A 22,168-nucleotide genomic window follows, 5' to 3' on the forward strand; every position below is an offset into this window, starting at 1 on the left:
GCAAGGTCTCGTCAATCATGTCGTCAAAAGGTCACGCGGGCAGGGCTGGCGCTGGCCTGCCCTGCTTGCAGTTGTTGCACGATGGCTTCCTGCAGGCGGCTGCACAGTTGCGGGTCGGACAGGGGCTGGTTGTCGGCGTCGGTGATGAAGAACACGTCCTCCACACGCTCGCCCAGGGTGGCAATCTTGGCGTTCTGCAACGACAGGTCGAATTCCAGGAAGATGCGCCCCAGCCGCGCCAGCAGGCCCGGCCGGTCGGGCGCGGTGATTTCGAGAATGGTCACCGGGCGCTGGGCGTCGTTGAGGATGGTCACCTGCGGCGGGAAGTCGAAGTGCTTGAGTTGGCGCGGCACCCGACGCTGGATGATCGTGGGGTAGTCTTCGGGGTTGCGCAGCGCCTCGGTCAGGCCGTCGCGAATCTGCCTGACCCGTTGCGGGTTGTCGCCGATCGCACCGCCGTCGTTGTCCAGCACGATGTAGGTGTCCAGGGTGAACTGGCTGCTGGAGGTGATGATGCGGGCGTCGTGGATGTTCAGGTTCAGCTGCGACATGGCCGCCACCGTCACGGCGAAGAAATCGTGCTGGTCAGGGGCATAGATGAAGATCTGAGTCCCGCCTTCGAATTCGCGCTGGGTGGTTTCCTTGATCAGTACCAGCGGGCCACCGTCAGCCGGCTGTTGCAGGATGGCGTCGGTGTGCCAGGCCACGTCGGAGGCGGTGTGCTTGAGGAAGTAGTCATCCCCCAGCTGCGACCACAGCTGCTCCACGTCATCTGGGTCGGTGCCTTCGCGCACCAGCGTGTCCAATGCCGAGGACTGGGTCTGGCGAATCTGCTCCTCACGATCCAGCGGGTTTTCGAGCCCACGGCGCAGGGCACGCTTGGTCTCGGTGTACAACTGGCGCAACAGGCTGGCTCGCCATGAATTCCACAAGGTGGGGTTGGTGGCGTTGATGTCCGCCACCGTCAGCACATAGAGGTAGTCCAGCCGTGTTTCATCCCCCACGTGCAGGGCGAAGTCGTTGATCACCTGCGGATCGGACAAGTCCTTGCGCTGGGCGGTGGTGGACATGACCAGGTGGTTCTGCACCAGCCAGGCGATCAACCGGCTGTCCCAGGCTGGGAGCTGGTGGCGCTCGCAGAACTTGAGGGCATCGACCGCGCCGAGCTCGGAATGATCGCCCTGACGGCCTTTGCCGATGTCGTGGTAGAGACCGGCCAGGTAGATCAGCTCGGGCTTGGGCAAGCGGCCCATGAGCTTGCTGGCCAGCGGGAATTTCTCCGACACCGGTGTGTACTGCAGCTTGCGCAGGTGCTTGATCAGGTTGAGGGTATGGGCATCGACGGTATAGATGTGGAACAGGTCGTGCTGCATCTGCCCGACGATCAGCCCGAACTCCGGCAGGTAGCGCCCGAGGATGCCGTAGCGGTTCATGCGCCGCAGGTTGCGATGAATACCGATTTCACACTTGAACAGTTCGATGAACAGACTGGTGTTGCGAATATCGTTGCGGAAGGTGTCGTCGATCAGGTGCCGATGCTCGCGCAGCAGGCGTACCGTGTCGGCACGCACACCCTTGATGTCCGGGTGCTGGGCCATCAGCACGAATATTTCCAGCATGGCGAACGGCGTGCGCTTGAACACGTTCGGGCGCACGGCCTCGATGTAGCCGTCATGCAGGCGGAAGCGCGCATTGAGCGGTTGGGTGGTACCACTGTCGTCGTCGGCGAGAATGACTTCCTCGAAATGCTGGATGATCAGGTCGCACAACTGGCTGATGCTCATCACCACCCGGTAGTACTGCTGCATGAACTGCTCGATGGCACGCTTGGGGTTTTCGTCGCTGTAGCCCAGCAGGGCGGCAATGCTGCGCTGGTGGTCGAACAGCAGGCGATCCTCGGCACGGCCGGCGAGCATGTGCAGGGCGTAGCGCACCCGCCACAGGAAATCCTGGGAGGAGGCCAGGAGCGCATTCTCGCTTTCCAGTAGGAAGCCTTCGCCGGCCAGGGCATGCAGGTTCAGGGTACCGTACTGGCGGCGCGCCACCCACAGCACGGTCTGGATGTCGCGCAGCCCCCCAGGCGAGCCCTTGACGTTGGGCTCGAGGTTGTACTCGGTGTCGTTGTACTTGTGGTGGCGCGCCTGCAGCTCGGCGCGCTTGGCCAGGAAGAACTCGCGGCTCGGCCACATGTGCGCCGTGCTGGTGACCTCGAGCATGCGCTGGCGCAGGGCTTCCGGGCCGGCGATGGTGCGGCTTTCCATCATGTTGGTGATGATGGTGAGGTCGGCGCGGGCCTGTTCGGCACACTCATCGACGGTGCGCACGCTCTGGCCGACCTCCAGGCCGATGTCCCACAGCAGGGTCAGAAAGCGCTCGATGGCATCGCGATACCGTTCGTGCTCGGCCTCTCCCAGCAGGATAAGCAGGTCGATGTCCGAGTGCGGGTGAAGCTCACCGCGCCCGTAGCCGCCGACCGCCACCAGGGAAATGCCGCCCTGCTCGCCCCAGTCGAACTGGTTCCAGGCCTGCTGCAGGACGTTGTCCACCAGCCAGGCCCGAGCTTGAATCAGTGGGCGGATGGCGTGGCCTGCGCAAAAGCGCTTGTCCAGCACCTCGCCCGCCTGGCGAATGGCCTTCTTGAAGGCGGGTATGGGGCTGGCCTTGAGGGCCAGTTCCGCCTGGAACTGACCACGGTCGAACAGTTCGGGGTCGAGCTGGAGCATGGGGTCAGGTTCCTGTCATCGAAGGCTGCTGGGGTGGCTCAGGCCGAGGTGCGGGCGATGGTGTCGTCCTTGCGCAGGGTGAAGATCTCGTACCCGGTCGCCGTGACCACCAGGGTATGCTCCCACTGCGCCGAGAGCTTGCGGTCCTTGGTGATCGCGGTCCAGCCATCGCCCAGCACCTTGGTGTCGGCCTTGCCCTGGTTGATCATCGGCTCGATGGTGAAGGTCATGCCTTCCTTGAGTTCCATGCCGGTGCCGGCGCGGCCGTAATGCAGGATCTGCGGCTCTTCGTGGAATACCTTGCCGATGCCATGGCCGCAGAACTCGCGCACCACCGAGAAACCGTTCTTCTCGGCATGCTTCTGGATGACTTCGCCGATGTCGCCCAGGCGACAGCCCGGCTTGACCAGTTCGATGGCCTTGTACAGGCATTCCTGGGTGACCTGGGACAGACGCTGGGCCCACACCGGCACGGTGCCGACGTGGAACATGCGGCTGGTGTCGCCGTGGTAGCCGTCCTTGATCACCGTGATGTCGATGTTCAGGGTATCGCCGTTTTTCAGGGGCTTGTCATTGGGGATGCCGTGACAGACCACGTGGTTGATCGACGTGCAGATCGACTTGGGGTAGCCCTTGTAGTTGAGCGGCGCCGGTATGGCCTGCTGGACGTTGACGATGTAGTCGTGGCACAGGCGGTCGAGCTCCTCGGTGGTGACACCGGGCTTGACGTGCTCCTCGATCATTTCCAGCACGTCGGCTGCCAGGCGGCCGGCGATGCGCATCTTCTCGATGTCTTCTGCAGTCTTGATGGTGACGGTCATTACAGGCTCTCTACTCGGCGCCGCAGGCGGCGCGTTCAAATCGGGAAAGGCGTCATTCTATCAGAGGTGCGGGCTCGTAGCGGCACGCGGCCCTTGCAAACACGCCACACCTGCACCGTCGCTGGTCGTGCGCTGGCGCACATGCCCTGCCGTCCGGCGGTTGGGGGGTGAGTTTCGTGTTTTGTTTGCGCGCAGCCTGTGGTATAACATGCGCCGCTTTCGGAGCCAGCTCCGTCTGCATCCAAACCCACACACGTGTCGACACGATGGCCTGGGTGCCCCGAGCTTCAGGGTTCGCGGGTTGGTCATTGGGATACGTGGAGGCCCAACCCGACTTATCAAGGAACTATCATGTCCCAAGTCAACATGCGCGATATGCTGAAGGCCGGTGTGCACTTCGGCCACCAGACCCGTTACTGGAACCCGAAAATGGGCAAGTACATTTTCGGTGCGCGCAACAAGATCCACATCGTCAACCTGGAAAAAACCCTGCCGATGTTCAACGACGCCCTGTCGTTCGTTGAGCGCCTGGCCCAGGGCAAGAACAAGATCCTGTTCGTCGGCACCAAGCGTTCCGCCGGCAAGATCGTCGCCGAGCAAGCTGCTCGTTGCGGTTCGCCGTACGTTGACCACCGTTGGTTGGGCGGCATGCTGACCAACTACAAGACCATCCGTGCTTCGATCAAGCGTCTGCGCGACCTGGAAACTCAGGCCGAAGATGGCACCTTTGCCAAGCTGACCAAGAAAGAAGCCCTGATGCGCTCCCGCGATCTGGAAAAACTGGACCGCAGCCTGGGCGGCATCAAGGACATGGGCGGTCTGCCTGACGCTCTGTTCGTCATCGACGTTGATCACGAGCGCATCGCGATCACCGAAGCCAACAAACTGGGTATCCCGGTCATTGGCGTTGTCGATACCAACAGCAGCCCGGAAGGTGTTGACTACATCATCCCAGGTAACGATGACGCCATTCGCGCTATCGAGCTGTACATGACTTCCATGGCTGACGCTGTCATCCGTGGCCGCAACAACGTTGCTGGCGGCACCGAAGTCTACGCTGAAGAAGCGGCTGCACCTGCTGCCGAGTAATAGACGCTAGCGTCGACTTGGCACGCGAAAAGGGGGCTATGCCCCCTTTTTGCCACCTTGAAATCCTGCTGTCGGCAGCCGTCCCTTTCATGGGCATGCAGGCACAGACAGCGGATTAGCAGAATTGAACGCCCGTCACAAACGGGTGGAATGGTTGAAAAACTTTCCAAGAGGATTTTGAAATGGCAGCAATTACTGCAGCGCTGGTCAAAGAACTGCGCGAGCGTACCGGCGAAGGCATGATGGATTGCAAGAAAGCCTTGGAAAAGGCTGACGGCGACATCGAAAAAGCCATTGACGACATGCGTGCCTCGGGCGCCATCAAGGCCGCCAAGAAGGCTGGCAACGTGGCTGCCGAAGGCGCTATCGCCGTCAAGACCGACGGCAAGGCCGCCGTACTGCTGGAAGTGAACTCGCAGACCGACTTCCTGGCCCTGCAAGACGACTTCAAGAACTTCGTCGCCGAAAGCCTGGAAGAAGCCTTCGCCCAGAAGCTGACCGACGCCGCTCCGCTGATCGCCTCGCGTGAAGCTGCCCGTGAAGCCCTGGTCGCCAAGTGCGGCGAAAACGTCAACATCCGCCGCCTGGTACGTGTGGAAGGCGACGTGGTCGGCGCCTACCTGCACGGCAACAAGATCGGTGCTGTCGTTGTCCTGAAAGGCGGTGACGTCGAGCTGGCCAAGAACATCGCCATGCACGTTGCAGCGTCCAACCCCGAGTTCCTGGACTCGTCGGAAATCTCCGCCGAAGCCATCGAGCGCGAGAAGGGTGTCTTCCTGCAGCTGAACGCCGACAAGATTGCCGGCAAGCCGGAAAACATCGTTGAAAACATGATCAACGGCCGTATCACCAAGTTCAAGGCTGAAGCCTCGCTCAAAGAGCAGGCGTTCGTCATGAACCCGGAAGTCAAGGTCGGCGAGCTGGCCAAGAAAGCCGGTGCTGAAATCGTTTCCTTCACCTACTTTAAGGTTGGCGAAGGCATCGAGAAGCCAGTCGACGACTTCGCTGCCGAAGTTGCCGCACAGGTTGCTGCTGCCAAGCAGTAAGACAGCCCCGTCTGTCGCCCCAAAGAGGCTGCCCGCTCACGCGCGCAGCCTCTTTGTCAAAGCGGCGAGGCGTTTACACGACGCTGCCGCCGCTGGCGCCGAAACGGTGCCACGCTACAGTTAGCAGGCTGCAAACAGCCCGCACGAATTTTCTACAGTACGCCGCAGGAGAGACTCGCAATGGCTCAGCAGGTGAGTGGTCGCCAACCTCGCTATAAACGCATTTTGCTCAAACTTAGCGGCGAGGCCCTGATGGGCTCCGAAGACTTCGGGATCGACCCGAAGGTGCTCGATCGCATGGCCCTTGAAGTAGGGCAGCTGGTCGGTATCGGTGTGCAGGTCGGCCTGGTCATCGGTGGTGGCAACCTGTTCCGAGGGGCTGCGCTGAGCGCCGCCGGCATGGACCGCGTTACCGGCGACCACATGGGGATGCTGGCTACCGTGATGAACGCCTTGGCCATGCGCGATGCGCTGGAGCGCTCGAACATTCCGGCACTGGTCATGTCGGCCATCTCCATGGTGGGCGTTACCGATCACTATGACCGTCGCAAAGCGATTCGCCACCTCAATTCCGGGGATGTGGTAATTTTCTCCGCCGGTACCGGCAACCCGTTCTTCACCACCGACTCGGCAGCCTGTCTGCGAGCCATCGAAATCGATGCCGACGTGGTGCTGAAGGCGACCAAGGTCGATGGTGTGTACACTGCCGATCCATTCAAGGACCCGCACGCCGAGAAGTTCGATCGCCTGACCTATGACGAGGTCCTGGATCGTAAGCTCGGCGTGATGGACTTGACCGCAATCTGCCTGTGCCGTGACCACGGCATGCCATTGCGGGTATTCAACATGAACAAGCCAGGCGCCCTGCTGAACATCGTGGTGGGCGGCGCTGAAGGCACTCTGATCGAGGAAGGCCAAGCATGATCAACGACATCAAGAAAGACGCGCAGGAGCGCATGACCAAGTCCATCGAGGCCCTGGGCCGCAACCTGGCGGCCATCCGCACCGGTCGCGCGCACCCAAGCATTCTGGACAGCGTCAAGGTCACTGCCTGGGGTAGCGAGATGCCGCTGAATCAGGTCGCTGCGATCAGCGTCGAGGACGCGCGCACCCTGAAGATCGTCGCTCACGACAAGAACCTGAGCGCTGCCATCGAAAAGGCCATCCTGACCTCCGACCTCGGGCTGAACCCGTCGAGCGCCGGCACCACCATCCGTGTGCCGATGCCTGCTCTGACCGAAGAAACCCGCAAAAACTACACCAAGCAGGCCAGCGGCGTTGCCGAAGACGCCAAGGTCGCCGTGCGCAACGTGCGTCGTGATGCCCTGGCGGACTTGAAGAAGCTCACCAAGGACAAGTCCATCAGCGAAGACGAAGAGCGCCGCGCTGCCGATGACATCCAGAAGCTGACGGACAAGTTCGTCGCCGAGGTGGATGCAGCCTTCAAGGCCAAGGAAAAGGACCTGATGGCCGTCTAAGGCCGGGTTTTTTTAATGGAAAAGACCAAGCCAGCGGTGCCTCCCTCGGTGCCGCGTCACGTCGCGATCATCATGGACGGCAACAATCGCTGGGCGAAACGGCGCTTGTTGCCTGGCGTTGCCGGGCACAAGGCGGGCGTCGATGCCGTGCGCGCAGTCATCGAAGTGTGCGCCGAGGCCGGCGTCGAAGTGCTGACCCTGTTTGCCTTCTCCAGTGAAAACTGGCAGCGACCTGCCGATGAGGTCGGTGCATTGATGGAGTTGTTCTTCTCGGCGCTGCGCCGCGAGGCGCGTCGCTTGAACGACAACAACATCAGCCTGCGCATCATCGGCGACCGCTCGCGCTTTCACCCGGAGTTGCAGGCTGCCATGCGCGAAGCCGAGGCGCTGACCGCAGGCAACAGCCGCTTCATCCTGCAGATCGCCGCCAACTACGGTGGGCAGTGGGACATCGCCCAGGCCGCGCAGCGGCTGGCGCGTGAAGTTCAGGCTGGCCATCTTCGCCCCGACGACATCACCCCAGGGTTGTTGCAGGCGTGCCTTGCGACCGGCGAGCAGCCTTTGCCGGACTTGTGCATCCGCACCGGCGGCGAGCATCGCATCAGCAATTTCCTGTTGTGGCAACTGGCCTACGCCGAGTTGTATTTCTCCGACCTTTACTGGCCGGACTTCAAACACGAGGCCATGCGCAGTGCATTGGCTGATTTCGCTTCGCGCCAGCGCCGCTTTGGTAAGACCAGCGAGCAGGTCGAGGCTGGAGCGCGTGCTTAATGCTTAAACAACGCATCATTACCGCGCTGATCCTGTTGCCCATAGCGCTGGGTGGGTTCTTCCTGCTCGAGGGGGGCAACTTCGCCCTGTTCATCGGTCTGGTGGTAACGCTCGGCGCCTGGGAGTGGGCACGGTTGGCGGGGTTGATGGCTCAGCCCCTGCGTGTCGCCTATGCCTTGGTCGTTGCCGGGGCGTTGATGCTGCTGTACATCCTGCCGGAGCTTGCACCCTGGGTGCTTGGGGCTGCCGTCATCTGGTGGGGGTTGGCCACTTGGCTGGTGCTAACGTACCCACGCACCAGCGAACTGTGGGCCAGCGCTGCCTGCCGGCTGCTGATCGGCCTGCTGGTGTTGCTGCCGGCCTGGCAAGGCCTGGTGCTGCTCAAGCACTGGCCGCTGGGCAACTGGCTGATCCTGTCGGTCATGGCTCTGGTCTGGGCCGCCGACATCGGTGCGTACTTTTCCGGCAGGGCCTTCGGCAAGCGCAAGCTGGCGCCGCAGGTCAGCCCTGGCAAAAGCTGGGAAGGCGTGTACGGCGGGCTGGCGGTCAGCCTGGTGATCACCCTGGTGGTGGGTATCAGCCGAGACTGGAGCATTGGTCAGCTGCTGCTGGGTCTGGCAGGCGCTGCGCTGGTGGTCATGGCCTCGGTGATCGGCGACCTGACCGAAAGCATGTTCAAGCGCCGCTCGGGCATCAAGGACAGCAGCAATCTGCTGCCTGGCCACGGTGGCGTGCTCGACCGCATCGACAGCCTGACGGCGGCCATCCCATTGTTCGCCGTGCTGTTGTGGGCGGCTGAATGGGGTGTGATGTGAGTCAAGTGCAACGCATTACCGTGCTGGGGGCCACCGGCTCCATTGGTCTGAGTACCCTGGACGTGATTGCCCGCCACTCTGAGCGCTATCAGGCCTTCGCCTTGACCGGCTACACCCGCGTCGAGGAGCTGTTGGCCCTGTGTGTGCGGCATCGCCCGGCCTACGCCGTGGTGCCGAGCGCCGACGCGGCGGGGCGCCTGCGTGCAGGCCTGGCAGCGGCAGGGTGCGCTACCGAAGTGCTGGAAGGCGAAGCCGGGTTGTGCCAGGTCGCCTGCGCCAGCGAAGTGGATGCGGTCATGGCCGCCATCGTCGGCGCCGCCGGCCTGCGGCCGACCCTGGCCGCCGTGCAGGCCGGCAAGAAGGTGCTGCTGGCCAACAAGGAGGCCCTGGTCATGTCGGGCGCCTTGTTCATGGACGCCGTGCGTCAGTCGGGCGCCGTGTTGTTGCCCATCGACAGTGAGCACAACGCCATCTTCCAGTGCATGCCCGGCGACTACGCGCGCGGGCTGAGCGCTGTGGGTGTGCGCCGCATTCTGCTGACGGCCTCGGGTGGACCGTTCCGCCAGACATCGACCCAGGCCCTGCAGGACGTCACGCCCGAACAGGCGTGCGCCCACCCGAACTGGTCGATGGGGCGCAAGATTTCCGTCGATTCGGCCAGCATGATGAACAAGGGCCTGGAGTTGATCGAGGCATGCTGGCTGTTCGATGCGCCGCCCAGCTTGGTTGAGGTGGTGGTGCACCCGCAGAGCGTGATCCACTCCCTGGTTGATTACGTCGACGGTTCGGTGCTGGCACAGTTGGGTAATCCGGACATGCGTACACCCATCGCCAATGCCCTGGCCTGGCCAGAGCGAATCGATTCCGGGGTCGCGCCGCTGGACCTGTTCAGCATTGCGCGCCTGGATTTCGAGGCGCCCGATGAGCAGCGTTTCCCTTGCCTGCGCCTGGCACGACAGGCGGCGCAGGCAGGCAACAGCGCCCCAGCCGTGCTCAATGCGGCCAACGAAGTGGCGGTGCAGACGTTCCTCCAGGGCCGTATCCGCTTCCCGGAGATCGCGAGTATGATCGAACAGGTACTGGACCAGGAGCCCGTGGTGCCGCTGACTTCGCTGGAAGCAGTGTTTGCCGCCGACCAGCGCGCGCGCGAGCTGGCCTGGGCCTGGCTGGACCTCAACGGCCGCTGAGGCGGGCTCGCCCGGTCATCGACGACAGCACCCCTATTGACCCATTGCTCATCATTCGGAGATGGACATGACAGCGCTCTACATGATCATCGGTACGCTCGTCGCCTTGGGTGTGCTGGTCACCTTCCATGAGTTCGGCCACTTCTGGGTGGCGCGTCGCTGTGGCGTGAAAGTGCTGCGGTTTTCCGTGGGCTTCGGTACGCCGCTGGTGCGCTGGCATGATCGCCAGGGCACCGAGTTCGTCATTGCAGCCATTCCACTGGGTGGCTACGTGAAAATGCTCGACGAGCGCGAAGGCGACGTGCCCCCTGCACTGGTGGGTCAATCATTCAATCGCAAGCCCGTCGGCCAGCGCATCGCGATCGTTGCCGCGGGGCCGGTCGCCAACTTTTTGCTGGCCATCTTCTTCTTCTGGGTGCTGGCGATGCTCGGCAGCCAGCAGATCCGACCGGTAATCGGCACCGTCGAGAATGGCAGCCCGGCGGCAGCAGCAGGGCTGACGGCCGGCCAGGAAATCGTCTCAGTGGATGGCAAGCCGACCAACGGTTGGTCGGCGGTCAACCTGCAATTGGTTCGCCGCCTGGGTGAGAGCGGCACGCTGAACATCGGTGTGCGCGATGAAGGCAGCAGTACCGATCAGCAGCGCCAGGTGAAACTCGACCAGTGGTTGAAAGGTGCCGATGAGCCCGATCCGATTCGCTCGCTGGGGCTTCAACCCTGGCGCCCGGCCATCGAGCCGGTGCTGGCCGAGATCGACCCCAAGGGGCCGGCCGGGGCGGCGGGCTTGAAGACCGGCGACCGGTTGTTGGGCATCGGCGGCCAGTCGGTGAACGAATGGCAGCAGGTGGTCGATAGCGTGCGCGCGCGGCCCGGCGCCCAGATGGTAGTGCGTGTGGAGCGCGACGGTGCGCCCTTGGACGTACCGGTAACGCTGGGCGTGAAGGGCGAGGGTGAGGCGGCGGCAGGCTACCTGGGGGCGGGCGTCAAAGGCGGTCAATGGCCGGCCTCGATGCTGCGCGAAGTCAGCTATGGGCCGCTGGAGGCGGTGGGTGAAGGCCTGTCGCGCACCTGGAACATGAGCGTGCTCACGCTTGGGTCACTGAAGAAAATGCTGTTCGGTGAGCTCTCGGTAAAAAACTTGAGTGGACCGATAACCATTGCTAAAGTGGCGGGCGCTTCAGCCCAGTCCGGCGTGGGGGATTTCCTGAATTTCCTGGCCTACCTGAGCATAAGCCTGGGGGTTCTTAACCTGCTGCCCATCCCGGTACTGGATGGGGGGCACTTGCTGTTCTACCTGGTTGAATGGGCGCGCGGTCGTCCGTTGTCTGACCGGGTACAAGGTTGGGGGGTCCAGATCGGTATCAGTTTGGTCTTGGGGGTGATGTTGCTCGCCCTGATCAACGATCTGGGTCGACTATAAAAGCTTCGCTCAATTGCGAAACCTGTCGTTCATGACGGCAGGTTGTTTATTGCCAGTTGGAATAAAAGGACTTCATGAAACGTCTGTTGCTAACTGCGGTGCTCTCCGCACTGATGATCGCTGAAGTTCACGCCGAGTCCTTCACCATCTCCGATATCCGCGTCAATGGCCTGCAGCGGGTTTCCGCCGGCAGCGTCTTCGGTGCCTTGCCCCTGAACGTGGGCGACCAGGCCGATGACCGGCGCCTGGTGGAGTCGACCCGCTCGCTGTTCAAGACCGGGTTCTTCCAGGACATCGAGCTGAACCGTGATGGCAACGTGCTGATCATCAATGTGGTCGAGCGCCCGTCGGTGTCGAGCATCGAGATCGAAGGCAACAAGGCGATCAGTACCGAAGACCTGATGAAGGGCCTGAAGCAATCGGGCCTGGCCGAAGGCGAGATCTTCCAGCGTGCTACCCTCGAAGGCGTGCGTAACGAGCTGCAGCGCCAGTACGTGGCCCAGGGCCGCTACTCGGCCGAGGTCGACGCCGAGGTGGTGCCTCAGCCGCGCAACCGTGTGGCCTTGAAGATCAAGATCAACGAGGGCACCGTCGCTGCCATCCAGCACATCAACATCGTTGGCAACAACGTGTTCGATGACGACACCCTGGGTCAGCTGTTCGAGCTCAAGACCACCAACTGGTTGTCGTTCTTCAAGAATGACGACAAGTATGCCCGCGAAAAACTGTCCGGTGACCTGGAGCGTCTGCGTTCCTACTACCTGGACCGCGGCTACATCAACATGGACATCGCGTCCACCCAGGTGTCCATCACGCCTGACAAGAAACACGTCTACATCACCGTCAACATCAACGAAGGCGAGAAGTACACCGTCCGTGACGTGAAGCTCTCCGGTGACCTCAAGGTGCCGGAAGACCAGGTCAAGTCGCTGCTGCTGGTGCAGCCGGGCCAGGTGTTCTCGCGCAAGGTGATGACCAGCACGTCCGAGCTGATCACCCGCCGCCTGGGTAACGAAGGCTATACCTTCGCCAACGTCAACGGTGTGCCTCAGCCAAACGACCAGGATCACACCGTCGACATCATGTTCGTGGTCGATCCGGGCAAGCGTGCCTACGTCAACCGCATCAACTACCGCGGCAACACCAAGACCGAAGACGAAGTGCTGCGCCGCGAAATGCGTCAGATGGAAGGCGGCTGGGCCTCGACCTACCTGATCGACCAGTCCAAGACCCGTCTGGAACGGCTGGGCTTCTTCAAGGACGTGAACGTCGAGACCCCACCGGTGCCGGGCACCGACGATCAGGTCGACGTGAACTACAGCGTCGAAGAGCAGGCCTCCGGTTCGATCACCGCCAGCGTCGGCTTTGCCCAGAGCGCAGGCTTGATCCTGGGTGGCTCGATCAGCCAGAGCAACTTCCTGGGTACCGGTAACAAGGTTTCCGTTGGCCTGACCCGGTCCGAGTACCAGTCGCGATACAACTTCGGCTTCGTCGATCCCTACTTCACTGCCGATGGCGTGAGCCTGGGTTACAACGCCTTCTACCGCAGCACCAACTACGACGACCTCGATGTCGACGTGGCGAGCTACGCGGTGGACAGCCTGGGTGCCGGTGTGAGCCTGGGTTACCCGATCAGCGAGACGTCGCGCCTGACCTATGGGTTGAGTGTGCAGCAGGACAAGCTCAAGACCGGTAAGTACACCGTTGACGAGATCTTTGATTTCATCAACAAGGAAGGCGAGAACTTCACCAACTTCAAAGCCTCGATCGGCTGGTCCGAATCGACGTTGAACAAAGGTGTGCTGGCGACACGCGGTCACTCTCAGAGCCTGAGTCTCGAAACCACGATTCCAGGCAGCGACTTGTCGTTCTACAAACTGGACTACCGCGGCCAGCTGTTCAAGCCATTGAGCCAGAACTACACCCTGCGTCTGCACACCGAACTGGGTTACGGTGACGGCTTCGGGGGTACCTCCGGTCTGCCGTTCTACGAGAACTACTACGCGGGCGGCTTCAACTCGGTTCGCGGCTTCAAGGACAGCACCCTGGGGCCGCGCAGTACGCCAAGTAAACTTAACGAGAAGAACGGAACTCTGCTTGACCCCGACCAAGACCCGCTTCCATTCGGCGGCAACGTCCTGGTCCAGGGCGGCGTCGAGTTGCTGTTCCCGCTGCCGTTCGTCAAGGACCAGCGTTCCCTGCGCACCTCGGTCTTCTGGGACGTGGGTAACGTGTTCGACACCAACTGCGGCAACAAGCCGGACTGCACCAAGGTCGGTTTCTCCGACATGGCCAGTTCGGTCGGTCTTGGCGTGACGTGGATCACGGCCTTGGGCCCGTTGAGCTTCAGCCTGGCGATGCCGATCAAGAAGCCGGACGAGGCAGACACCCAGGTGTTCCAATTCTCTCTGGGCCAGACCTTCTAAGGTCGGCCCTTGCTTAACGACAACGGTTTATCCAGGAGTTCATCGTGCGCAAGTTGACCCAAATGGCCGTAGTGGCCGCGGCGCTGGTCGCCACCCCGGCTTTCGCCGAAATGAAGGTTGCCGTTCTGAACTATCAGATGGCACTGCTCGAGTCCGATGCCGCCAAGAAGTACGCCGTGGATGCCGAAAAGAAGTTCGGCCCTCAGCTGACCAAGCTCAAAGGCCTGGAAAGCAGCGCCAAGGGCATCCAGGATCGCCTGATCAAGGGCGGTGACAAGATGCAGCAGCAGGAGCGTGAGCGCCTGGAGCTCGAGTTCAAGCAAAAGGCCCGTGACTTCCAGTTCCAGTCCAAGGAGCTGAACGAAGCCAAGGCTGTTGCCGACCGCGACATGCTCAAGCAGCTCAAGCCCAAGCTGGACGGCGCCGTCGAGGAAGTGATCAAGAAGGGCGGTTACGACCTGGTGCTCGAGCGCGGTGCGGTCATTGATGTCAAGCCTCAGTACGACATCACCCGCCAGGTTATCGAGCGTATGAACCAAGCCCGTTGATATGACCGTGACCATGACGCTTGGCCAACTGGCCGAGACCCTCGGGGCCACCCTCAAGGGCCCCGAGACGCTGCAGATCACAGGCCTTGCCACCTTGCAGGAGGCCGGGCCGGGTCAGTTGAGCTTTCTTGCCAACCCGCAGTACCGCAAATACCTGGACGAGAGCCAGGCGGCTGCCGTGCTGCTCAAGGCCGCCGATGCCGAGGCGTTCGCCGGTCATGCCCTGATCGTTGCCGATCCCTACCTGGCATATGCCCGCATTTCCCACCTGTTCGACCCCAAACCCAAGGCTGTGGCGGGGATTCACCCCAGCGCCGTGGTGGCCGGGGATGCCCAGGTAGACGCGACGGCCAGTGTCGGGCCTTTCGCGGTCGTTGAAAGCGGTGCGCGTATCGGCGCCCATGTCACCATCGGTGCCCACTGCTTCATCGGTGCCCGCTGCGTGATCGGCGAAGGGGGCTGGCTGGCGCCGCGGGTCACGCTGTATCACGATGTCACCATTGGCAAGCGGGTGGTCATCCAGTCCGGCGCAGTGATCGGTGGTGAAGGCTTTGGCTTTGCCAACGAGAAAGGCGTGTGGCGCAAGATCGCCCAGATCGGCGGGGTCAGCATTGGTGACGATGTGGAGATTGGTGTGAACACGGCCGTGGACCGTGGCGCCTTGTCCGACACCTGCATCGCCCACGGCGTCAAGCTCGACAACCAGATCCAGATTGCCCACAACGTGCAGATCGGGGAGCATACGGCCATGGCCGCGTGCGTGGGTATCTCCGGCAGCACGCGTATCGGCAAGCATTGCACCATCGCCGGTGGCGTGGGCATGGTCGGTCATATCGATGTCTGCGACAACGTTTTCGTGTCCGGAATGACCATGGTGACCCGCTCGATCACCGAGCCGGGTGGCTATTCTTCCGGGACTGCCATGCAGCCTCTGGCTGACTGGCGCAAGAGCGCCGCGCGTATCCGCCACCTGGACGACATGGCCAAGCGTCTCCAGCAGTTGGAAAAACGCGTCGATACCGTGACCTCAGGTGGGCAGCCGACATCAGAAGGCTGATACCATTTCCTGAGCAAGAGTGAACAGTCGCTAGCTGGCTCCTCTTTGGATTGCAAAAGGAGCGTGTGGTCAGCACCTGCGCTCCCTATTCTTATACAGGCTTCCCCCCCGAAATGATGGACATCAACGAGATTCGCGAATACCTGCCTCACCGTTACCCGTTCCTGCTAGTGGACCGCGTGACGGATCTGGATTACGAGGCCCAGAGCATTCGTGCCTACAAGAATGTCAGCATCAACGAGCCGTTCTTCAACGGTCACTTCCCGGCGCACCCCATCATGCCCGGCGTCCTGATCATCGAAGCCATGGCCCAGGCGGCCGGCATCCTCGGTTTCAAGATGCTCGATGCCAAGCCTGCCGACGGCACCTTGTACTACTTCGTAGGCTCCGACAAGCTGCGTTTCCGTCAGCCGGTGCTGCCGGGTGACCAGCTGGTGCTGGAAGCGAAGTTCCTGAGCCGCAAAAGCATGATCTGGAAATTCGAATGCCGTGCCCTGGTCGACGGCAAGGCAGTATGCTCGGCCGAAATCACCTGTGCGGAACGCTCCCTATGAATTCGATTGATCCTCGGGCCATCATCGACCCTTCGGCCAAGCTGGCCGAAGGCGTCGAGGTGGGCCCTTGGTCGATCGTTGGCCCCGATGTCGAAATCGGGGAGGGCACCGTCATCGGCCCACACGTTGTGCTCAAGGGGCCGACCCGGATCGGCAAGCACAACCGTATCTTTCAGTTTTCCTCGATTGGCGAAGACACCCCGGACCTCAAGTACAAGGGTGAGCCCACCCGCCTGGTGATCGGCGATCACAACGTCATCCGTGAAGGCGTCACGATCCACCGCGGTACCGTGCAGGATCGCGCCGAAACCACCGTCGGCGACCATAACCTGATCATGGCCTATGCCCACATTGGCCATGACAGCGTGATCGGCAGCCACTGCATTCTGGTCAACAACACTGCGCTGGCGGGCCATGTGCATGTGGGCGACTGGGCGATCCTGTCCGGGTTCACCCTGGTGCACCAGTATTGCCACATCGGCGCCCATGCGTTTTCTGGCATGGGCACGGCCATCGGCAAGGACGTACCCGCGTTCGTCACCGTTTTCGGCAGCCCCGCCGAAGCGCGCAGCATGAACTTCGAAGGCATGCGCCGCCGTGGTTTCAGCGACGAGGTCATCCATGTGCTGCGTCGCTGCTACAAGATCGTCTACCGCCAGGGCCTGACGGTGGAGGATGCATTGCGCGAACTCGAAGCGCCGGCGGCGCAGCATCCCGAGGTCGAGCTGTTCCGCCAGTCGATCGTGAGTTCGGCCCGCGGCATCACTCGCTGACATGGCCCAGCTCTGCGTAGCCCTGGTCGCCGGTGAAGCCAGCGGCGACATCCTCGGTTCCGGCTTGATGCGCGCCTTGAAGGCGCGCCATCCCGATGTGCGCTTCATCGGTGTCGGTGGCCCGCTCATGGAGGCCGAAGGCCTGCAATCCTACTTCCCCATGGAGCGCTTGGCCGTCATGGGGCTGGTCGAGGTGCTCGGTCGCCTGCGTGAATTGCTCAAGCGCCGCAAGCTGCTGGTCCAGACACTCATCGAGCAGAAGCCGGACGTGTTCATCGGTATCGATGCGCCCGACTTTACGCTGGAGATCGAACTCAAACTGCGCCAGGCGGGGATCAAGACCGTCCATTACGTCAGCCCTTCAGTGTGGGCATGGCGGCAAAAGCGCGTGTTGAAGATACGTCAGGGTTGCGACCTGATGCTGACATTGTTGCCGTTCGAGGCCCGCTTCTATGAAGAGCAGGGCGTGCCGGTGCGATTCGTCGGCCACCCGCTGGCCGATACCATTGCCCTGCAGGCGGATCGGCCCGCGGCGCGCGCCGCCCTGGGCCTGGGCGATGGCCCGGTGGTCGCCCTGATGCCAGGCAGCCGTGGGGGCGAAGTCGGGCGCCTGGGTGCGCTGTTCCTGGATGCAGCGCAACGTCTGCAGCAGCAGGTGCCGGGTGTGCGCTTCGTGCTGCCCTGTGCCAACGCCGCTCGCCGCGCGCAGCTCGAGCAAATGCTCGAGGGCCGCAACTTGCCGTTGGCCCTGCTCGATGGCCGCTCGCACGAGGCGCTTGCCGCGTGTGACGCCGTCCTGATCGCATCGGGTACGGCCACCCTGGAAGCGCTGCTGTTCAAGCGACCCATGGTAGTCGCCTACCGCCTGGCGCCGCTTACCTACTGGATACTCAAACGGCTGGTGAAAAGCCCCTACGTGTCCTTGCCCAACCTGCTGGCGCGCCGTGCACTGGTGCCCGAGTTGCTGCAAGACGCCGCGACCAGCGAAGCGCTGGTCGATGCGCTGCTGCCCTTGCTGCGCGACGGTAGCGGGCAAACCGACTCGTTCGACGAGATTCACCGCACGTTGCGCCGGGATGCCTCCAATCAGGCCGCCGACGCCGTGCTGGCCCTGCTGGAGAAACGCTGAGATGCAGTTCGGTCTGGATTTCAACCTGGTCGAAGACTTGGTCGCCGGCGTCGACGAAGTGGGCCGCGGCCCCCTGTGTGGCGACGTGGTGACGGCTGCCGTGATCCTTGACCCAGCACGCCCGATCCTGGGGCTGAACGACTCGAAGAAGCTGACCCAGGCACGCCGTGAGGCCTTGTTCGACGAAATCTGCGACAAGGCCCTGAGCTTTTTCATTGCCCGCGCTGAAGTCGAAGAAATCGACCGCCTCAATATCCTGCATGCCACCATGCTGGCCATGCAGCGCGCGGTGGAAGGCTTGCACATCACCCCGAACATGGCCTTGATCGACGGCAATCGCTGCCCGCAGCTGTCGGTGCCCTCGGCACCGGTCGTGCAGGGGGATGCCAAGGTGCCCGCCATCGCGGCGGCTTCGATCCTGGCCAAGGTGACGCGGGATCGCGAAATGGGCGCCTTCGAGCTGATCTACCCCGGGTACGGCATAGGCGCGCATAAAGGCTACCCGACGCCGGTCCACCTGGAGGCACTGGCACGGCTCGGGCCGACGCCCATTCATCGTCGATCGTTTGCGCCCGTGCGTGCCGCCTGGGGTGTGCGTGAGGCTGTGACCGCCTCGCTGATCTGATACCCAACCCTGCCGTATCCAGGGGCTTGAGGCCCTGTGGGGTCGGGCTGGACCACGTTCCCGGGCATTTGCTCAGGCCGCCCTGCCGTCGCGCAGGGGCAACCGGCCCTCAAAACCCCTGCCCAATTGAGCTACAATCGCGCCCTTGTCGTTAAGCACTGCTACAGGATCATTCATGTCGGTTTCCTTCGTTCACCTGCGCGTCCACTCCGAATTCTCGCTGGTCGACGGTCTGGTCCGGATCAAACCGCTGGCCAAGGCGCTGGTCGGGATGAACATGCCTGCGGTGGCGATCACCGACCAGAGCAACATGTGCTCGCTGGTCAAGTTCTACAAGGCGGCCATGGGGGCGGGCATCAAGCCGATCTGTGGTGCGGACCTGTGGTTGGCCGGTGAAGATGCGCAGGCGCCGCTGTCGCGTATCTGCTTCCTGGCCATGAACCCTCTGGGCTACCGCAACCTGACCGAGTTGCTTTCCCGGGGCTGGACCGAGGGCCAGCGCAATGGCCTGGTCATCATCCAGCGTGACTGGATTGCCGCGGCCAGCGAAGGCTTGATCGCGCTTTCGGCGGGCAAGGAAGGCGACATCGGCATGGCGTTGCTGGGGGGGCGTAGTGAGGAGGCGCAAGCGCTGCTCGAGGACTGGATGGCCATGTTCCCCGAGCGCTTTTATGTCGAAGTCCAGCGCACCAGTCGCCCCAGGGACGAAGAGTATGTGCATGCCGCCGTGGCCCTCGCCGATCGGCTGGGTGCGCCGCTGGTGGCCACCAACGATGTGCGTTTCATCAAACAGACCGATTTCGACGCCCACGAAACCCGTGTATGCATCGGTGAAGGCTGGACGCTGGACGATCCGCGTCGCCCGCGCCTGTACAGCGACCAGCAATACCTGAAATCGGCCGAGGAAATGGCCGAGCTGTTCAGCGACCTGCCGGACGCCCTGGCCAACACCGTCGAAATCGCCAAGCGCTGCAATATCCAGGTGCAACTGGGCAAGTACTTCCTGCCTGACTTCCCCACGCCCAATGGCATGGGGATCGACGATTACCTGCGGCACGTGTCCCACGAAGGGCTGGAAGAGCGCCTGGCGGTGCTGTGGCCTAAAGAGACCACGCCCGACTACGAGCAAAAGCGCCAGGTCTACCTCGATCGGCTGAAGTTCGAGCTGGATATCATCATCCAGATGGGCTTCCCCGGTTACTTCCTGATCGTGATGGACTTCATCAAGTGGGCCAAGAACAACGGCGTACCGGTGGGACCTGGCCGAGGCTCGGGTGCAGGCTCGCTGGTGGCCTATGTGCTCAAGATCACCGACCTCGACCCGCTGGCCTACGACCTGCTGTTCGAGCGCTTCCTGAACCCTGAGCGGGTGTCCATGCCCGACTTCGACGTCGACTTCTGCATGGACGGCCGGGACCGGGTCATCGACTACGTGGCAGAGGCCTACGGGCGTAATGCCGTGAGCCAGATCATTACCTTTGGCACCATGGCGGCCAAGGCCGTGGTGCGCGACGTGGCACGCGTGCAAGGCAAGTCCTACGGCCTGGCCGATCGTCTGTCGAAGATGATTCCGTTCGAAGTGGGCATGACCCTGGAGAAGGCCTACGAGCAGGAAGAAATCCTGCGCGACTTCCTCAAGGGTGACGAGGACGCTCGCGAAATCTGGGACATGGCCCTGAAGCTCGAAGGCGTCACGCGCGGTACCGGCAAGCACGCCGGTGGCGTGGTCATTGCGCCGACCAAGCTTACTGATTTCTCGCCCATCGCCTGCGACGAAGAAGGCGGTGGCCTGATCACCCAGTTCGACAAGGACGACGTGGAGGCGGCGGGCCTTGTGAAGTTCGACTTCCTGGGCCTGCGCACCCTGACCATCATCAAGTGGGCGATGGAGATCATCAACCGTGAGCAGGCCAAGAAAGACCTGCCCGACCTGAACATCGACTTCATCCCGCTCGATGACCGCAAGACCTACGAGCTGTTGCAGAAGGCCGAAACCACAGCGGTGTTCCAGCTCGAATCGCGCGGCATGAAAGAGCTGATCAAGAAGCTCAAGCCCGACTGCCTCGAAGATCTCATCGCCTTGGTGGCGCTGTTCCGCCCCGGCCCGCTGCAGTCGGGCATGGTGGACGACTTCATCAACCGCAAGCACGGACGTGCCGAGCTGGCCTACCCGCATCCGGACTATCAGTATGACGGCTTGCAGCCGGTGCTGGCGCCGACCTACGGCATCATCCTGTATCAGGAGCAGGTGATGCAGATCGCCCAGGTGATGGCGGGGTACACCTTGGGTGGCGCCGACATGCTGCGTCGGGCAATGGGCAAGAAGAAGCCCGAGGAAATGGCCAAGCAGCGCGGCGGTTTCATTGAAGGCTGTGCCAATAATGGAATCGATGGGGATCTTGCGGGCAACATCTTCGACCTGGTAGAGAAGTTCGCAGGTTACGGCTTCAACAAGTCTCACTCGGCCGCCTATGGCCTGGTGTCCTACCAGACAGCCTGGCTCAAGACCCACCACCCGGCACCGTTCATGGCCGCGGTGTTGTCGGCGGACATGCACAACACCGACAAGGTGGTGGTGCTGGTCGAGGAAGTGCGCACCATGAAGTTGCGTCTGGACGCGCCAGATGTGAACTTCTCGGACTTCAAGTTCACCGTCAACGACGATGGCCGCATTGTGTATGGCCTCGGCGCCATCAAGGGCGTGGGTGAGGGGCCTGTGGAGGCGATCGTCGAGGCCCGTGCCGAGGGCGGCCCGTTCAAGGACCTGTATGACTTCTGCGAGCGTATCGACCTCAAGCGCGTCAACAAGCGCACCCTCGATGCGCTGGTACGCAGTGGCGCGCTGGACCGGCTCGGCCCGCATTTTCATGACGAGATCAAGGCTTACCATGCCCACATCGACATCAACCGGGCCATCCTGCTGGCGGCACTGGGCGATGCCATCAAGGCGGCCGAGCAGACGGCCCGCACGGCCGACAGCGGTCACATCGACCTGTTCGGCGGCATGTTCGACGAGCCGGACGCCGACGTGTATGCCAGTTATCGCAAAGCGCGACCACTGACGCTCAAGGAGCGGCTCAAGGGCGAGAAGGACACGCTGGGGCTTTACCTCACCGGTCACCCGATCGATGAATACGAGGCTGAAATCCGCCGCTTCGCGCGCCAGCGCATCATCGACCTCAAGCCCTCGCGCGAAACCCAGACCATCGCCGGCATGATCATCGCCCTGCGAGTCATGAAGAACAAAAAGGGCGACAAGATGGGGTTCGTCACCCTGGATGACAGGTCTGGCCGCATCGAGGCCTCGCTGTTTGCCGATGCCTATATCACGGCCCAGTCACTGCTGCAGAACGATGCGATGGTGGTGGTCGAAGGGGAGGTCAGCAACGACGATTTCTCAGGCGGCCTGCGGCTGCGGGTCAAGCAGGTGATGACCTTGGAGGATGCCCGTACCAAGCTGGCCGAGAGCCTGCGCCTGAAGGTCGCCCACGAGGCGCTCAAGGGCGATCGCCTCAAGTGGTTGGGTGAGTTGATCACCCGTCACCGCGGCGCCTGCCCGATCACGCTGGAATATACCGGCAGCGATGCCAAGGCCATGCTGCAATTTGGCGACCAGTGGGCCATCGACCCCGCAGACGGGCTGATTCAGACCCTGCGTGACCAGTTCGGACGTGAGAACGTCTTTTTGCAATACCGTTGAGCCGCT

18 protein-coding genes are annotated in these 22,168 nt (G+C 62.3%); 16 read left to right on the forward strand and 2 right to left on the reverse strand.

Features of this window, described 5'->3' with window-relative positions; translation table 11 throughout:
* Positions 1-23: 23 nt before the first annotated feature.
* On the reverse strand, positions 24-2,723 hold the full coding sequence (locus tag FH041_RS00320; RefSeq protein WP_088523257.1) for a [protein-PII] uridylyltransferase: 2,700 nt from the start codon (positions 2,721-2,723) through the stop codon (positions 24-26).
* A gap of 38 nt (positions 2,724-2,761) precedes the next feature.
* On the reverse strand, positions 2,762-3,544 hold the full coding sequence (gene map, locus FH041_RS00325) for a type I methionyl aminopeptidase (RefSeq protein ID WP_027913871.1): 783 nt from the start codon (positions 3,542-3,544) through the stop codon (positions 2,762-2,764).
* Positions 3,545-3,895: 351 nt separating this feature from the next.
* Between map and rpsB the strand changes: the two genes are divergently transcribed.
* From rpsB to dnaE, 16 genes are all read left to right on the forward strand, one after another.
* Positions 3,896-4,633 (forward strand): 30S ribosomal protein S2, encoded by a 738-nt coding sequence (rpsB, locus tag FH041_RS00330; RefSeq protein ID WP_003252287.1) that lies wholly within the window; start codon positions 3,896-3,898, stop codon positions 4,631-4,633.
* Between the two features lie 182 nt (positions 4,634-4,815).
* On the forward strand, positions 4,816-5,679 hold the full coding sequence (gene tsf / locus FH041_RS00335; RefSeq protein ID WP_023534066.1) for a translation elongation factor Ts: 864 nt from the start codon (positions 4,816-4,818) through the stop codon (positions 5,677-5,679).
* Positions 5,680-5,859: 180 nt separating this feature from the next.
* Entirely contained in the window at positions 5,860-6,603 is a 744-nt protein-coding gene (gene pyrH, locus FH041_RS00340) for a UMP kinase (RefSeq protein ID WP_023534028.1), read from the forward strand.
* On the forward strand, positions 6,600-7,157 hold the full coding sequence (gene frr, locus FH041_RS00345; RefSeq protein WP_027913872.1) for a ribosome recycling factor: 558 nt from the start codon (positions 6,600-6,602) through the stop codon (positions 7,155-7,157). Before pyrH ends, frr begins: the two co-directional genes overlap by 4 nt.
* A gap of 15 nt (positions 7,158-7,172) precedes the next feature.
* Positions 7,173-7,928: a polyprenyl diphosphate synthase gene (gene uppS, locus FH041_RS00350; protein ID WP_088523258.1), complete on the forward strand. Its 756-nt coding sequence runs from the start codon at positions 7,173-7,175 to the stop codon at positions 7,926-7,928.
* Positions 7,928-8,743, forward strand: a complete 816-nt coding sequence (locus FH041_RS00355) for a phosphatidate cytidylyltransferase (RefSeq protein WP_028686886.1) — start codon at positions 7,928-7,930, stop codon at positions 8,741-8,743. Before uppS ends, FH041_RS00355 begins: the two co-directional genes overlap by 1 nt.
* On the forward strand, positions 8,740-9,930 hold the full coding sequence (ispC, locus tag FH041_RS00360; protein WP_088523259.1) for a 1-deoxy-D-xylulose-5-phosphate reductoisomerase: 1,191 nt from the start codon (positions 8,740-8,742) through the stop codon (positions 9,928-9,930). Before FH041_RS00355 ends, ispC begins: the two co-directional genes overlap by 4 nt.
* 67 nt (positions 9,931-9,997) lie before the next feature.
* Complete coding sequence (gene rseP, locus FH041_RS00365; protein ID WP_027913876.1) at positions 9,998-11,350, forward strand: RIP metalloprotease RseP; 1,353 nt, start codon at positions 9,998-10,000, stop codon at positions 11,348-11,350.
* Between the two features lie 74 nt (positions 11,351-11,424).
* On the forward strand, positions 11,425-13,776 hold the full coding sequence (gene bamA / locus FH041_RS00370; protein ID WP_027913877.1) for an outer membrane protein assembly factor BamA: 2,352 nt from the start codon (positions 11,425-11,427) through the stop codon (positions 13,774-13,776).
* 44 nt (positions 13,777-13,820) lie between these two features.
* The gene (locus tag FH041_RS00375; protein WP_023534153.1) at positions 13,821-14,324 is read left to right on the forward strand and encodes an OmpH family outer membrane protein; all 504 of its coding nucleotides are present in this window, start codon (positions 13,821-13,823) and stop codon (positions 14,322-14,324) included.
* Position 14,325: 1 nt separating this feature from the next.
* Positions 14,326-15,381 carry a UDP-3-O-(3-hydroxymyristoyl)glucosamine N-acyltransferase gene (lpxD, locus tag FH041_RS00380; protein WP_027913878.1) on the forward strand — a complete coding sequence of 352 codons (1,056 nt, stop codon included), beginning with the start codon at positions 14,326-14,328 and terminating at the stop codon, positions 15,379-15,381.
* Between the two features lie 113 nt (positions 15,382-15,494).
* Positions 15,495-15,935: a 3-hydroxyacyl-ACP dehydratase FabZ gene (gene fabZ / locus FH041_RS00385; RefSeq protein WP_023534097.1), complete on the forward strand. Its 441-nt coding sequence runs from the start codon at positions 15,495-15,497 to the stop codon at positions 15,933-15,935.
* Entirely contained in the window at positions 15,932-16,708 is a 777-nt protein-coding gene (lpxA, locus tag FH041_RS00390; RefSeq protein ID WP_027913879.1) for an acyl-ACP--UDP-N-acetylglucosamine O-acyltransferase, read from the forward strand. Before fabZ ends, lpxA begins: the two co-directional genes overlap by 4 nt.
* Position 16,709: 1 nt before the next feature.
* The gene (lpxB, locus tag FH041_RS00395; protein WP_027913880.1) at positions 16,710-17,837 is read left to right on the forward strand and encodes a lipid-A-disaccharide synthase; all 1,128 of its coding nucleotides are present in this window, start codon (positions 16,710-16,712) and stop codon (positions 17,835-17,837) included.
* A 1-nt stretch (position 17,838) separates the two neighbouring features.
* Entirely contained in the window at positions 17,839-18,462 is a 624-nt protein-coding gene (rnhB, locus tag FH041_RS00400) for a ribonuclease HII (RefSeq protein WP_027913881.1), read from the forward strand.
* Positions 18,463-18,637: 175 nt separating this feature from the next.
* Positions 18,638-22,162 carry a DNA polymerase III subunit alpha gene (dnaE, locus tag FH041_RS00405; RefSeq protein WP_140174113.1) on the forward strand — a complete coding sequence of 1,175 codons (3,525 nt, stop codon included), beginning with the start codon at positions 18,638-18,640 and terminating at the stop codon, positions 22,160-22,162.
* Positions 22,163-22,168: the final 6 nt, after the last annotated feature.

This window comes from Pseudomonas sp. SWI7, assembly GCF_006351945.1.
Taxonomy (GTDB): domain Bacteria; phylum Pseudomonadota; class Gammaproteobacteria; order Pseudomonadales; family Pseudomonadaceae; genus Aquipseudomonas; species Aquipseudomonas fulva.

What these genes read in the sequence shown, in the direction of transcription:
- FH041_RS00320 (WP_088523257.1), bottom strand. Translation starts at nt 2,723, where the DNA reads ATGCTCCAGCTCGACCCCGAACTGTTCGACCGTGGTCAGTTCCAGGCG.
- fabZ (WP_023534097.1), top strand. Translation starts at nt 15,495, where the DNA reads ATGATGGACATCAACGAGATTCGCGAATACCTGCCTCACCGTTACCCG.
- frr (WP_027913872.1), top strand. Translation starts at nt 6,600, where the DNA reads ATGATCAACGACATCAAGAAAGACGCGCAGGAGCGCATGACCAAGTCC.
- lpxB (WP_027913880.1), top strand. Translation starts at nt 16,710, where the DNA reads ATGGCCCAGCTCTGCGTAGCCCTGGTCGCCGGTGAAGCCAGCGGCGAC.
- uppS (WP_088523258.1), top strand. Translation starts at nt 7,173, where the DNA reads ATGGAAAAGACCAAGCCAGCGGTGCCTCCCTCGGTGCCGCGTCACGTC.
- lpxD (WP_027913878.1), top strand. Translation starts at nt 14,326, where the DNA reads ATGACCGTGACCATGACGCTTGGCCAACTGGCCGAGACCCTCGGGGCC.
- tsf (WP_023534066.1), top strand. Translation starts at nt 4,816, where the DNA reads ATGGCAGCAATTACTGCAGCGCTGGTCAAAGAACTGCGCGAGCGTACC.
- map (WP_027913871.1), bottom strand. Translation starts at nt 3,544, where the DNA reads ATGACCGTCACCATCAAGACTGCAGAAGACATCGAGAAGATGCGCATC.
- dnaE (WP_140174113.1), top strand. Translation starts at nt 18,638, where the DNA reads ATGTCGGTTTCCTTCGTTCACCTGCGCGTCCACTCCGAATTCTCGCTG.
- lpxA (WP_027913879.1), top strand. Translation starts at nt 15,932, where the DNA reads ATGAATTCGATTGATCCTCGGGCCATCATCGACCCTTCGGCCAAGCTG.
- bamA (WP_027913877.1), top strand. Translation starts at nt 11,425, where the DNA reads ATGAAACGTCTGTTGCTAACTGCGGTGCTCTCCGCACTGATGATCGCT.
- FH041_RS00355 (WP_028686886.1), top strand. Translation starts at nt 7,928, where the DNA reads ATGCTTAAACAACGCATCATTACCGCGCTGATCCTGTTGCCCATAGCG.
- rseP (WP_027913876.1), top strand. Translation starts at nt 9,998, where the DNA reads ATGACAGCGCTCTACATGATCATCGGTACGCTCGTCGCCTTGGGTGTG.
- rnhB (WP_027913881.1), top strand. Translation starts at nt 17,839, where the DNA reads ATGCAGTTCGGTCTGGATTTCAACCTGGTCGAAGACTTGGTCGCCGGC.
- rpsB (WP_003252287.1), top strand. Translation starts at nt 3,896, where the DNA reads ATGTCCCAAGTCAACATGCGCGATATGCTGAAGGCCGGTGTGCACTTC.
- pyrH (WP_023534028.1), top strand. Translation starts at nt 5,860, where the DNA reads ATGGCTCAGCAGGTGAGTGGTCGCCAACCTCGCTATAAACGCATTTTG.